The sequence below is a fragment of the Arthrobacter sp. 05T444 genome (genome assembly GCF_056395905.1).
The window spans coordinates 193495-206969 of the sequence record NZ_JBFTKK010000014.1 but is presented as its reverse complement, the minus strand read 5'-3'; the positions used below and the strand labels follow the sequence as shown (position 1 = coordinate 206969).

At 64.3% G+C, this 13475-nt stretch carries 12 protein-coding genes; 11 read left to right on the top strand and 1 reads right to left on the bottom strand.

Annotated elements, in window-relative coordinates; all coding sequences use genetic code 11:
* Positions 1-300: 300 nt before the first annotated feature.
* A complete protein-coding gene (locus tag AC1DD3_RS14890; protein WP_230120201.1) occupies positions 301-981 on the bottom strand; it encodes a GntR family transcriptional regulator in 681 nt (226 codons plus the stop codon).
* Positions 982-1100: 119 nt separating this feature from the next.
* On the opposite strand from AC1DD3_RS14890, the gene purU reads away from it, so the two are divergent.
* From purU to AC1DD3_RS14835, 11 genes are all read left to right on the top strand, one after another.
* Positions 1101-2015 carry a formyltetrahydrofolate deformylase gene (gene purU / locus AC1DD3_RS14885; RefSeq protein WP_476876175.1) on the top strand — a complete coding sequence of 305 codons (915 nt, stop codon included), beginning with the start codon at positions 1101-1103 and terminating at the stop codon, positions 2013-2015.
* Between the two features lie 55 nt (positions 2016-2070).
* Positions 2071-4563, top strand: coding sequence for a GcvT family protein (locus AC1DD3_RS14880; protein ID WP_476882010.1), 2493 nt, complete (start codon positions 2071-2073; stop codon positions 4561-4563).
* A gap of 113 nt (positions 4564-4676) precedes the next feature.
* Complete coding sequence (locus AC1DD3_RS14875; RefSeq protein WP_230120206.1) at positions 4677-5303, top strand: cyclodeaminase/cyclohydrolase family protein; 627 nt, start codon at positions 4677-4679, stop codon at positions 5301-5303.
* Complete coding sequence (locus AC1DD3_RS14870; protein WP_230120208.1) at positions 5300-6178, top strand: bifunctional 5,10-methylenetetrahydrofolate dehydrogenase/5,10-methenyltetrahydrofolate cyclohydrolase; 879 nt, start codon at positions 5300-5302, stop codon at positions 6176-6178. The genes AC1DD3_RS14875 and AC1DD3_RS14870 overlap by 4 nt, the downstream gene beginning before the upstream one ends.
* Positions 6175-6423: a hypothetical protein gene (locus AC1DD3_RS14865; RefSeq protein WP_230120209.1), complete on the top strand. Its 249-nt coding sequence runs from the start codon at positions 6175-6177 to the stop codon at positions 6421-6423. The genes AC1DD3_RS14870 and AC1DD3_RS14865 overlap by 4 nt, the downstream gene beginning before the upstream one ends.
* A 46-nt stretch (positions 6424-6469) precedes the next feature.
* Positions 6470-8806: an FdhF/YdeP family oxidoreductase gene (locus tag AC1DD3_RS14860; protein ID WP_476882009.1), complete on the top strand. Its 2337-nt coding sequence runs from the start codon at positions 6470-6472 to the stop codon at positions 8804-8806.
* Positions 8799-9398 (top strand): GTP cyclohydrolase I FolE, encoded by a 600-nt coding sequence (folE, locus tag AC1DD3_RS14855; protein ID WP_476876178.1) that lies wholly within the window; start codon positions 8799-8801, stop codon positions 9396-9398. Before AC1DD3_RS14860 ends, folE begins: the two co-directional genes overlap by 8 nt.
* 303 nt (positions 9399-9701) lie before the next feature.
* Positions 9702-10994 (top strand): molybdopterin molybdotransferase MoeA, encoded by a 1293-nt coding sequence (locus AC1DD3_RS14850; protein ID WP_476882008.1) that lies wholly within the window; start codon positions 9702-9704, stop codon positions 10992-10994.
* A 3-nt stretch (positions 10995-10997) separates the two neighbouring features.
* Positions 10998-11918: a formate dehydrogenase accessory sulfurtransferase FdhD gene (gene fdhD, locus AC1DD3_RS14845; protein ID WP_230120218.1), complete on the top strand. Its 921-nt coding sequence runs from the start codon at positions 10998-11000 to the stop codon at positions 11916-11918.
* Positions 11919-11945: 27 nt separating this feature from the next.
* Positions 11946-12455, top strand: a complete 510-nt coding sequence (locus AC1DD3_RS14840; RefSeq protein ID WP_476882007.1) for a molybdenum cofactor biosynthesis protein MoaE — start codon at positions 11946-11948, stop codon at positions 12453-12455.
* Between the two features lie 181 nt (positions 12456-12636).
* Positions 12637-13443 carry an IclR family transcriptional regulator gene (locus tag AC1DD3_RS14835; protein WP_230120220.1) on the top strand — a complete coding sequence of 269 codons (807 nt, stop codon included), beginning with the start codon at positions 12637-12639 and terminating at the stop codon, positions 13441-13443.
* Positions 13444-13475: the final 32 nt, after the last annotated feature.

Sequence of the window (13475 nt, the reverse complement as noted above, 5' to 3'; positions counted from 1 at the left end):
ACTCCGAAGAGCACGAGCGACGACGGTCCGGCAATCCGGTTCAGACGGCGGTCCCGCGGATCCCGCAAAGGGTTCCCGCTCCTGCCCGCTGACCTTCTGCCGTTCAAAGTATCTGGCATGGTTGGTTTAGTGCCTTAGCTTTCAGTGGCTGACGCGCCAAGGCGCATTTTTGCCACAGGGGATTTGCTCCTAAGGCTGTCACCTGCGCAGGGAGCGTTGAACCACCAAAGCGGGCGGCGCCACCCACCCGTTAGGATGGGCGCGCTTCAAAGGGCGGGCACCATCCCGCCGTCGTCCTGGCTAGGCGGCAAACAGCGCTGTCCGCACGGCCTTCTCGAAGCCATCGACGTGAACGCGGGCCAGCTCTGCGGCACGGGCCTCGTCTCCGTCGATCACAGCTTCAAGCAGGTCGACGTGCTCATGCACATGCCGGGAAAGGTTTGGCAGCCTGTCCAGCACCATGCACCAAATCCGCGTTGCGAGGTTGTCGTAGCGGATCAGCACGTCTTCCAGGTGCGGATTCGCCGCTGCAGCATAAATTCCCTGGTGCACCCGGGCGTCCAGCCGCAACGTCTCCACAACAGATGCGCTGTCCACGTCAAAGGACTCCACTTCCGCCACGATGAGGCGGAGCCGGTCCCGCGCTGCCGCCGTGCCCACCCTGGCGGCACGGGCAGCCGCGAGGGGCTCAAGCTGAGCCCTGATTTCCGAGATGAACGCGAGGTCCGTCACCTCCACGCGCGTCGCGAAAGTGCCACGCCTCGGATAGGTCACAACGAGCCGGTCCACTTCAAGCCGTTTCAGCGCTTCCCTCACGGGAGTCCGTCCCACACCGAGTTCCTTGGCAATCCCCTCGTCGTAGAGCGGATCACCAGGACGGATCTCCAGGGTCAACAGACTGTCACGTATCCGTTCGTAGGCCACATCAGCCAAGGATTTCGAGACTCCGGCCTCCGTCACCGCGAAAGCTTCAAACGCCACCGCTCCGCCTCTCTCATCGGCCAAAATTCGACTATTGACCTCGTCCGTTCACCAGTATACGCTGGCCATCACCCCTGATATATCAATAAGGTGGTCAACCATATATCTGAAGGAGAGGCATGACCGCAGTGGCCGCGTCCCCAGAAACCAGGCCAGCTCCGCAGGCAGAAGCCACTGGAGAAGCCAAGACCAGCAGGTTCGTACTCACATTGTCATGCGTCGAGCGTCCCGGCATCGTTCAGGCAGTGACCACGTTCCTGTTTGAGCGGGGTTTCAACATCGAAGAGCACCAGCAGTTCGACGACGGCCTCCGCCAGACCCTGCACCTGCGCACTGCCTTCTCCGGAACTGCGGCTTATGCCCCGGAAAGGCTTGAAGAGGAGTTCCACCCCATCGCGGAACGCTTCGACATGAGGTTCCAAGTGCACGACGAAACCAAGCAGCGCGTTCTGGTCATGGTTTCCAAGTTCGGACACTGCCTTAACGACCTGATTTTCCGCTGGCGGGGCGGCAGCCTCGGCGGCGATCTGGTTCTGGTGGTTTCCAATCACGAAACGCACCGGGCGATGGCCGAGGCTGCCGGCCTGCCCTTCATTCACATCCCCGTGACGCCGGAAACGAAACAGGATGCCGAGCGCCGGCTGCTCGAGCTCGTGGATGAGTACAACATCGACCTGGTTGTCCTGGCCCGCTACATGCAGGTCCTTTCCAATGAGCTGTGCCGGTCGCTCACGGGCAGGGCAATCAACATCCACCACTCGTTCCTACCGGGATTCAAGGGAGCACGCCCCTACCACCAGGCCTACGACCGCGGAGTCAAGCTTGTGGGCGCAACCGCCCACTACGTCACGGCCGACCTCGACGAGGGCCCGATCATCGAGCAGGAAGTCATCCGCGTCGATCACAGTTTCAGGCCGACCACGCTCTCCACCATCGGCCAGGACGCTGAGGCCCTGGCCCTGGCGCGAGCCGTTCGCTGGCACTGCGAACACCGTGTGCTGATAGACCAGGCCAGCACAATCGTCTTCCGCTAAAGCAGCCACCTACAGGCCGCAGAAGCCCACAACCCAAATCAGCAGGAGAAACCACATGGCATCGACGCCACGAATTGTCATCATCGGAGCTGGCATCGTCGGGACGAATCTCGCCGACGAACTGGTCGCCCGGGGATGGAACAACATCACAGTCCTGGACCAGGGGCCTTTGAACATGCCCGGCGGATCCACCTCCCACGCTCCGGGCCTGGTGTTCCAGACGAATCCCTCCAAGACCATGGCGTCCTTCGCCAAGTACACAGTGGAGAAGCTGCTGTCCCTTACAGAGGACGGCGTCAGCTGCTTCAACCAGGTGGGCGGCCTGGAAATCGCGACCACCGAAACCCGTCTCGCTGACCTGAAGCGGAAGCTGGGCTATGCCTCCTCCTGGGGAATCGAAGGAAGTATTCTCTCCTCTGCCGAGTGCAAGGAGCTCTACCCGCTCCTGAACGAGGAGAACATTCTCGGCGGCCTCCACGTTCCAAGTGACGGCCTGGCAAGTGCCGCAGGCGCCGTTCAGCTGCTGATCAAACGCACAGAGGCGGCGGGAGTCAAGTACCGTGGCTCCACGGCCGTGACAGGAATCGAACAGTCCGGACGGCGGGTTACCGGCGTCGAGACCTCCGAGGGCGTCATTCCGGCCGACATCGTCATCTCATGCGCCGGCTTTTGGGGAGCCAAGATCGGCGCCATGATCGGCATGTCCGTTCCCCTGCTCCCGCTGGCCCACCAGTACGTGAAGACCACTGCCGTGCCCGAGCTGAACGGCCGCAATGAACTGCCCAACGGAGCCACGCTGCCCATCCTGCGCCACCAGGACCAGGACCTCTACTACCGCGAACACGGCGAACGCTACGGCATCGGCTCCTATGCCCACCGCCCCATGCCCGTCGACGTCGACACTCTGGGAACCTACGCCCCCGAGAGCGTCAGCGAACACAACATGCCGTCCCGCCTCGACTTCACGCTGGAGGACTTCTTGCCGGCTTGGGAAGCCTCGAAGGAGCTCCTTCCCGGACTGGCGAAGAGCGAAATCGAGGATGGCTTTAACGGCATCTTCTCCTTCACCCCCGACGGCGGACCGCTCCTTGGGGAGTCCAAGGAACTCGACGGCTTCTTTGTCGCTGAAGCGGTCTGGGTCACGCACTCGGCCGGCGTTGCCAAGGCGATGGCCGAACTGCTGACCACGGGCAAGTCCGAAACCGACCTGGGTGAATGCGACATCACCCGCTTCGAGGACGTCCAGCTCACCCCCGAATACGTCAGCGAGACCTCGCAGCAGAACTTCGTGGAAATTTACGACGTCCTTCACCCGCTCCAGCCCCGCCTCTCCCCGCGCAACCTTCGCGTCAGCCCGTTCCACGCCCGGCACAAGGAGCTGGGGGGCTTCTTCCTGGAGTCCGGCGGCTGGGAGCGGCCCTACTGGTTCGAATCAAATGCCGCCCTCCTCAAGGAGATGCCGGCGGAATGGCTGCCGCCGGCCCGGGACACCTGGTCCCAGATGTTCAGCTCCCCCATTGCTGCCGCTGAAGCGTGGAAGACCCGCACCGCAGTCGCAATGTATGACATGACGCCGCTCAAACGGCTGGAAGTGTCCGGTCCCGGAGCCCTGAAGCTGCTTCAGGAGCTGACAACTGCGGACCTGAACAAGAAGCCGGGGGCCGTCACCTACACGCTTCTGCTCGACCACGCAGGTGGTGTGCGGAGCGACATCACAGTAGCCCGCCTGAGCGAGGACACCTTCCAGCTCGGAGCCAACGGCAACATCGACACCGCCTACTTCACGAGGGCAGCCCGGCACCAGACGCAAAGCGGGTCCGCCGCTGATTGGGTCCAGGTGCGCGACACCACGGGAGGCACCTGCTGCATCGGCCTGTGGGGGCCTTTGGCCCGCGACCTGGTCAGCGGGGTCAGCGAGGATGACTTCTCCAACGACGGCCTGAAGTACTTCCGGGCCAAGAGCGTTGTCATTGGCGGGGTCCCGGTCACGGCCATGCGTTTGTCCTATGTTGGCGAACTTGGCTGGGAACTGTACACCAGCGCCGACAACGGACAGAAGCTGTGGGATGCGCTCTGGCAGGCAGGACAGCCCTTTGGCGTCATCGCGGCCGGACGGGCGGCATTCAGCTCCCTCCGCCTCGAAAAGGGGTACCGCTCCTGGGGAACGGACATGACCACGGAGCACGACCCCTTCGAAGCGGGTCTCGGGTTCGCCGTGAAGATGTCCAAAGACAGCTTCATCGGCAAGGGCGCGCTCGAGGGCCGGACCGAGGAGGGCTCCGCCCGGCGGCTGCGCTGTCTGACCATCGACGACGGCCGGTCCATCGTCCTGGGCAAGGAACCCGTTTTCTACAAGGAGCAGGCAGTCGGTTACGTGACCAGCGCCGCTTACGGATACACCGTGGCCAAGCCGATTGCCTACGCCTACCTTCCGGCCACCGTTTCCGTCGGCGATGCCGTCGAGATCGAATACTTCGGACGGCGTATCAGGGCCACCGTTTCGGAAGAGCCCCTGTACGACCCGAAGATGACCAGGCTCCGCGGGTAATCAGCCCGCAAGGCCATTTGGGGGCACGCAGCCCGGCTCATCCTCGCAACGGGAGCCGGGCTGCGTGCAGCCCCCGTTCCGCCCCCAGCCTCAACCAGCCCAGGAATGGAAAAATGATCGGTTCAGAAACACTTAATGACTACCTCGGCAGGCTTGCTTCACGGAGGCCCACCCCTGGTGGCGGCGCGGCCGCAGCGCTCCATGCTGCGCAAGGTGCAGCCCTGGTGGCCATGGTGGCCAGGTTCAGCAGCGGCGGCAAATATGAGCAGCACGCACAGACGACGTCCAGAATCATTGCCGCAGCCGACCGGCTCACCGGCGAGACGTTGGAGCTGGCCGACGCCGACGAAGCCGCCTTCAAAGCCGTCATCACCTCTTACAAGCTGCCGGCGGCAAGCGAGGCCGACCGTGAGACGCGTGCGGCCGCCATCCAAAACGCACTTGTTCAGGCCGCCCAACCGCCGGTCCGTCTGATCAAGCTGGCGGGCGCCGTCGTGGAGCTCGCCGCTGAACTTCTGGATATTGCGAACCCGAACGTCATCAGCGACATTGCCGCAGCCGCCGACGCGGCCAGGGCAGCGGCGACTACGGCCCGCGTCAACATCGACATCAATGTGGTGGCCATCAAGGACACCCAGGCGCACGCCTCGCTGGCGGAACAGACGGACGGCCTCGAAGAAAAAGTCGTCCTGGCGGCGGACTCGCTCTCACGCCAGGTGCGGGAAAGGATCCTCCGGTGACGGCATCTTTGCTCTCCGGCAAGCCTCTTGCCAAGCTGATTCAGCAGCAGGCGACAGCCCAGGCCAAGGCCCTGGCCGAGGAGGGCTCAGGCCCTACCCTCGCCGTCGTGGTTGCCACTGAGGACAGCTCGACCCACTGGTATGTGCGCTCCATAGAGCGCGCCGCCGAAAACGCCGGCATCGGCTGCAGGATTATCGACGTCGGCCACGACGCGACTGAACAGGTACTCATTGCCGTGTTGAAGGACCTCAGTGCCGAGCCTTCGGTCAATGGCATCATCCTGCAGACTCCCCTGCCTCCGTGCGTCAGAACCCCGGAACTGGTCAAGTACATCTCCCCGGAAAAGGACGTCGACGGCGCAAACCCGTTGAGCCTGGGACTGCTGGCCGTAGGGGAACGCGCCTTCGCACCGGCTACGGCACGGGCCGTTGTAGAAATGCTGGACCACTTTGAGATTCCGGTGGCGGGCCGCAACGTGGTGGTGGTGGGCCGTTCAACTGTGGTGGGCAAGCCCCTGTCCCTGCTGCTTTTGCAGAAGGACGCCACCACCACCGTCTGCCACTCGAAGTCCGGCCCTCTCGCGAAGTACACCAAGGCGGCCGACGTCGTGGTTGTTGCGGCCGGCCGCACCGGGCTGCTCACCGGGACGGATGTTTCGGAACACTCGGTGGTCATCGATGTGGGAACCAATGTGCTTTCCGACGGCTCGCTCGCCGGCGATGTCGACGAAGCCAGCGTCCGGACGGTGGCTTCAGCGCTGACGCCGGTCCCAGGCGGCGTCGGCTCAGTCACGACGGCGCTGCTGCTTCTCCACACCGCCGAAGCGGCGCGGGACCAGACACGCGCGGCCCGGACGCCTGTACTCACACCATGACCGACGCACTAATGGCACGCCGCACGGCGCTTCATTCCGCCAGCACAAAGGTCGTGGCCGACTGGACCGCGCTCATGCCAGGCGATTTCGTCACGGTGCTGGAGTCCTACACAGTTCCCCACAGCGGCTGGATCGACGACCTGACAGAGGACGGCCGCATCATCTGGCTGGTTCTGACCTTCGGGGGTGGCCGCCGTATGTTCTTCCGCGAGAACGGCGACATCATCACGGTCGAAGTTCCATAGGCCAAGCACACCCCTACTGCCCGGCAAAGATCTGAAGGAAGAGCCAATGGCTTCCAAAGCACCACGCGAGAATATCGACGAGTCAAAGCTGACTGTCAGCAAACCGAAAACCAAGGCCGTAGGCATCCCCGCGGTGGCCAGCGCCCTGAAAATATCCCTGGAGCAGATGGGCCCGCTGCGCAGCGTCCAGACACTCATCGCCGTCAACCAGATCGACGGATTTGACTGCATGGGCTGCGCCTGGCCGGAACACGAGAAGCGCAATGCAGCGGAATTCTGCGAGAACGGCGCAAAGGCGGTGGCAGAGGAAGCTACCCGCCGCCGGGTCACCCCGGAATTCTTCGCAAGGCATTCCGTTGCCGACCTGAAGACGCGTGATGACTACTGGCTCGGACAGCAGGGAAGGCTGACCCACCCAATGGTCCTGGATGAGGGCGCGTGCCACTACAGGCCCATCGGCTGGGACGAAGCCCTGGAACTGGTCGCCCAGGAACTCAGAGACATGGACCACCCGGACCAGGGCGTTTTCTACACGTCCGGCAGGACGTCCAACGAGGCCGCATTCGTGTACCAGCTGCTTGTGCGCGGCGTGGGCACGAACAACCTCCCGGACTGTTCAAACATGTGCCACGAGTCCTCCGGCTCGGCGTTGGTGGAGACCATGGGCATCGGCAAAGGTTCCGTCAGCCTCAAGGATCTGGAAACGGCGTCCCTCATCTTCGTGGCGGGCCAGAACCCGGGAACGAATCATCCGCGCATGCTCAGCGCCCTGGAGAAGGCAAAGAAAAACGGCGCGGCCATCGTCTCCGTCAACCCGCTCCCCGAGGCCGGACTGCTTCACTTCGAGAACCCGCAGAACATCTCGGGGATGCTGGTGGGCTCGCAACTGACGGACGATTTCCTGCAGATCCGGGCCGGTGGCGACCAGGCACTCTTCCAGGGTCTTGGGAAATACCTGCTGGAAGCAGAACGTGCAGGCAGGAACAGCCCGGGCTTGACAACGGTCCTTGACCACGACTTCATCAAGAACCATACGGTCGGCGTGGAGTCCTACCTTTCGCAGTTGGAACAGGTGCAGTGGGACGAAATCGTCGAGGCGACCGGGCTGACCATGGAACAGATCGCCGCCACCGGTGAACGCCTCCTGGCATCAGGGTCGACCATCGTCTGCTGGGCGATGGGCCTGACACAGCACAAACACTCAGTGCCTACGCTTCGGGACGTCGTCAACGTCCTGCTGCTGCAGGGCAACATCGGCAAGCCCGGAGCCGGTGTTTGCCCGGTTCGCGGACACTCCAATGTCCAGGGCGACCGGACCATGGGCATCTTCGAACAGATGCCGGCAGCGTTTCACGACCGGCTCGACCAGGAATTCCAGTTCCGCTCACCCCGGGCGCACGGCTACGACACCGTCGCTGCGATCCGGGCGATGCGGGACGGAAAAGTCCGGCTGTTCGTGGGCATGGGCGGGAACTTCGTCCGGGCGGCTCCGGACTCGGATGCCACCGAGAAGGCCCTGGCCAATACCCGGCTGACTGTGCAGATCTCGACGAAACTGAATCACTCGCACCTTTCGACAGGAAAACGCGCCCTGATTCTCCCAACGCTGGGCCGCACTGAGCGGGATACCCAGCGGTCCGGCGACCAGAGGGTTACCGTGGAGGATTCCATGAGCGCTGTCCATGCATCCCGCGGCCGGCTCAAGCCCGCCAGCGAGCACCTAATGTCCGAGGTCGCCATCGTCTGCAACCTCGCGCACAAAGTGTTCACCGACGCCGGCCTCCCCCTTTCCAACACGCCGGCAGCCGACTGGCTCTCCCTCCGGGATGACTACTCCCTGATCAGGCAGCACATCGAAGCTGTCTTTGATGGCTTCGAGAATTTCGAGGAGAGAATCCAGCACCCCGGCGGTTTCGTTCTGCCCCACCCGCCGCGGGACAAAAGGGGATTCAAGACACTGTCCGGCAAGGCGCACTTCACGTCGAATGCCCTGGAGTACCTTCGGGTCCCGCCCGGCCGGCTGATCCTGCAGACCCTGCGTTCACACGACCAGTACAACACCACCATCTACGGCAAGGACGACCGATACCGCGGAATTCACGGAGGCCGGCGCGTGGTGCTGGTCAACGAGGCGGACATAGCCGAGATGGGCTACGCGGACGGGGACATGGTGGACCTGGTTTCAGAGTTCCGGGGAACAGAGCGCAGGGCGGAGGATTTCCGCATCGTAAGCTACTCGACGCCCAAGGGTTGCGCAGCCTCGTACTACCCGGAAACCAACGTGCTGGTGCCGCTGGACTCCGTCGCTGACACCAGCGGCACCCCGACGTCCAAGTCCGTCGTCGTGCGGCTGGAACCGGCAGGAGCGCGGCTTCATGCTTGATGCCCCTGATACCTTGCTGCGCCGCAAGGGGGTGGACCGCCCGCGGGTGGAGCGGGCGGTCCGGGAGTTCCTTTTGGCCGTCGGCGAGGACCCCGACAGGCCTGGCCTGGCTGAGACTCCGGCACGCGTGGCCCGCGCCGCAGTGGAAATGTACGGCGGCCTCCACGAGGATCCAGCCACGGTACTGGACAGGACATTCGACCTAGGACATGAGGAACTGGTCCTGGTTAAGGACATTCCTTTCTACTCAACCTGCGAGCACCACCTGGTGCCCTTCCACGGTGTGGCCCACGTTGGCTACATCCCGTCGGCGGACGGAGTGGTAACAGGCCTCAGCAAGCTGGCCAGGCTGGTGGATGCGTTTGCGCGCAGACCGCAGGTGCAGGAACGCCTGACCACCCAGGTGGTGGATTCGCTCGTATCGTCCCTCCGGCCGCTGGGGGCGATCGTAGTGGTGGAATGCGAGCATCTCTGCATGTCCATGAGGGGCGTCCGGAAGCCGGGCGCGAAGACCATTACCTCGGCGGTGCGCGGACAGCTGCGCCTGCCGGCAGCCCGCGCGGAGGCACTCAGCCTGATCTTGGGCCGCTGACCGCGATGGGGTGATGGCGGTCCTTCGAAAATCGGACGGGCGCCGCCTCTGTTCTCTGATATATCTTTAAGATATATTTGGAATATCAGATGGTGCCGCTGCAGTGCGGGACAAAGTCCCCAAATCCATGCGGCAAGTACGTTCCCCGTGAACGGTGTTTCGGAGGCCTGAATACCTGGGGAGGTAAGCGCCGGAACACCGCTTTCGGGGAACGAGCAGGTGCGGCGCCAATCCCAGAAGCGCCGCCACCGCGTGGCTGCCCCGCCGATCCAACAAACCAAGCCACCAACGAAGGGACGACCAGTGGTAGCTCTAACCCTTCACCCCGTCGACAGGCCGGGCATGGCCGGCGGGCGTGCCGCTGACGGGGAGCACACCTGGGCGGAAGCACGCCGTCTGGCCTTCGACTGCGCCACGCCCCTTGGACCAGAACGGATTCCACTCGGGGAGGCGAACGGAAGAATCCTGGCCGCTGACCTCAGCGCGCTTCAGGAGATGCCCCACTACGCCTCGTCCGCCATGGACGGCTGGACGGTTAACGGTGCCGGCCCGTGGGCGCTGACGGAACCAGGAAAACCCCTCGGTCCCGGTGAGGCCAGCCCGGTGGTCACAGGTGGCGTGATCCCTCCGGGCTCCCAGTCTGTGCTCCGTGTCGAGAGCGGACGGCTTGCGGACGGCGCAGGCGGCCAGGCCATCCTGATAGTGGGCGACGCGGCGTCCCCCGGTGAACCCCGCCCTGGCCAGCACATCCGTAAATCGGGCGAGGAAGCGGCCGCCGGCGAGGTGCTGATCCCCGCCGGGACAGCCCTGAACCCTGCGCATATCGCACTGGCGGCCGTCGCCGGCTTCGATCAACTGACAGTGCGCGGCAAACCGCTGGTGAAAATGCTTATCACTGGCGCAGAGGTGGTCACGGCGAGGATTCCGGTGCCGGGACAGGTCAGGGATGCCTTCGGCCCCCAGTTCCGCACCATCATCCAGATGCTCGGGGGTGTCCCGGGGCCACTGGTCCGCATCGGGGACTCCTACGAGGAATGGCTCACAGCACTGGGTGCCTCCGAAGCGCCGATGGGCCAATGGCCCGACGTGGTCGTGACCACCGGCGGGACAGGGCGCTCCGGCGCTGACCATTTCCGCAAAGCCGTGGCCGCTCTCGGCGGACGGCTCCTCATCGACGGCATCGCCATGCGACCGGGCCACCCCGCCGCCTTGGGCAAACTGCCCAATGGCCGATTCGTCGTCGGACTTCCCGGCAACCCGCTCGCTGCCCTGATGGCGCTCTTCACCATTGGCGGTCCGCTCCTGGCCGCGCTCGGCAATCAGCCCCTGGCCGGCATCAGCCGGCTGCCGTGCGGCACGGTAATCGACGCCCACACGGCATCCACACGGCTCATGCCGTTCCGCTGGGTCAACGGCCTGGCGACACCGGCCCACTACACGGGGCCCGGGATGATGCGCGGGCTGGCCACCGCCGACGGCGTCATGGTGGTTCCGTCGGCGGGCGTTCAGCTACGGGAACCGGTTCCGGCCTTTGCGCTCCCGTGGCGCCCGGACCTGCGTCCGGCGCTTCCTGGCAGATTGATCGGGGAGGACTAGGACGTGGCACGCATGACCCAGCGGCGGAAGGTCCACAGGTACCTGCTGGACGGCTCCGAGGCCGCTATCGCATATCCCGTACGGGTACGCGAAGACGTGCTGGCGGCCGAGGAACCACTGGAGGTCCGTTTCAAAGACCTGTCATTTGCCGTGACGATGCGGACGCCCGGGGACGACTTCGACCTCGTTGCCGGTTTTCTCGTCTCTGAGGGCATCATCAGCAGCCAGGCGGATCTCGTGTCGCTCCGCTTTTGCGCCGGCGAGGATGAAACCGGCAGGCAAACCTTCAACGTCGTTGAAGCGCAGTTCCGTCCCGGCCTGGCACTGCCGGACACTGGCCGGCACGTATACACGTCCAGCTCCTGCGGCATCTGTGGCAGCACATCCATCGAAGCCGTCCGCAAAACCCTCACCTACGACCTCCATGAGGACCAGCTGCGCGTGCCGGTCGACGTGCTCGCGCGGCTGCCCGAACAGTTGCGCGAAGCCCAGGCATTGTTCGACAAAACCGGCGGCGTCCACGCAGCAGGACTGTTCAAGATCGGCGACCGCGGAGAAGCGGAGCTCCTTTGCCTCCGCGAGGACGTGGGCCGCCACAATGCCGTGGACAAGGTGATCGGGTGGGCGCTGCGCGAAGGGCTTCTGCCCCTGCGCGGAATGGTCCTGCAGGTCTCGGGCAGGGCATCATTCGAGCTCGTTCAAAAGGCAGCCCTCGCCGGCATCCCGGTATTGGCCGCGGTCAGTGCACCCTCAAGCCTGGCGGCGGACCTCGCCGCCGACACCGGCGTAACACTCGTGGGCTTCAGCCGGGGCAAGAGTCTCAACGCCTATGTGGGGCAGGAACGGCTGGCACCTGCGCTAACGGCACCTCCCCGGGCGGCACTTCCATTGACGACTCCATTGACGACGGCGGGCCAGGGCTAGGTGCCGGTCTTACCTGAAAGGAAACCAATGGCCGGTACAGAAGTGGCGGGTACAGAAGTGGCCGGCGCCATCCTCAGCCCCGATCCCCTCTCTGAGGACGTGGCTCTTGCCGCCGTCGAAAGCGCCACAGCGGGTGCAGTTGTCAGCTTCCGGGGCGTGGTCCGGAACCACGACGGCGGCAAGGCCGTGGAGCGGCTGTGCTACACCGCCCATCCCACCGCCCAGAAAGCGATAGCGGAGGTCGCGGCTGCCGTCCTCGCCGAACACTCGGGGGAAGCCGGCCAGCCTGTCGGAATCTGGGTGGCCCACCGGGTTGGGACGCTGCGCATCGGCGACCTGGCCCTGGTGTGCGCCGTATCGGCTGCGCACCGCCGGCAGGCGTTCACCATCTGCTCTGAGCTCGTGGACCGGGTCAAAGCCAGCTTACCCATCTGGAAAGAACAGTTCTTCAGCGACGGCACAGTCGAATGGGTTGGCGCCGAAGGCGCTGGCGCAGCCGCGCTCTCCGACGCCGAAGCCGCCATCAAGATCGGCTAACCACACCCGGCAACGACAGGGAACCCCGCCGGTTGAGCCTGTCGAAACCTCAGTTCACGGATGCTGCGAGTAGGACAATGACGGCCGCGCGTCCGTCGCAGTCTAGGATCAGACTTGTGAAGCAGGCGGGACAACGCAGAGTCTGACCCCTGGTCACGGCGACAAAACGGGAGCACCTCTGATGGCTGCAAGAGACGAAACAGGGACTGATAGGGATCCGGACGCCCAAGGCGGAGGCGTTCAGTCAGTCGACCGTGCGCTCCAGATCCTGGAGATCCTCGCCAGGGACGGACACGCAGGCGTTAGTGATATTGCTGAAGAGATGGGGGTTCACAAGTCCACCGCCTCGCGGTTGCTCGGATCCCTCGTGTCCAGGGAGATCGTGCGGCAAAACAGCGATCGAGGCAAGTATCAGCTGGGCTTTGGCATCCTGCGCCTAGCCAGCTCCATTCCCGGCCGGCTGAGCCTGGTCCACGAAGCGCGTCCGGTCCTGGAGAGCCTTGCAGACCAATACAAGGAAACGGTCAACCTCGCCGTCCTGCGTTCCAACTACGCGGTGAACGTGGACCAGGCCATGGGCCCGTCAACGCTGGCCACCTACGACTGGGTGGGCAGTCTCACGCCCCTCCATGCCACGTCCAGCGGGAAAGTACTGCTGGCAGCACTGCCGGTGGAAGAACGGGCCCGGATCCTCAAGAAGGTGGGCCTTCCCGCCCGCACCCCGCGCACCATCACGGACCGGGATACTTTGGAGAACCAGCTCCTCGACGTTTCCCGCGACGGCTACGCAGTTGTTCACGAGGAATTCGAGATCGGACTGAACGCCGTTGCAGTGCCCATCTATAACCACTTCGGGACGGTCATCGGGGCCGTCAGCATCTCCGGCCCCGCCTTCCGCTTCGACCCGGAAAACACTCCAGGTCTGATCCAGGGCCTCCAGGACGCCGGCCTGAGCATCAGCGGAAAGATGGGCTACACGCGGCGATGAACCCGGACCGGGGTCCGGGGTCATCGCGGGTG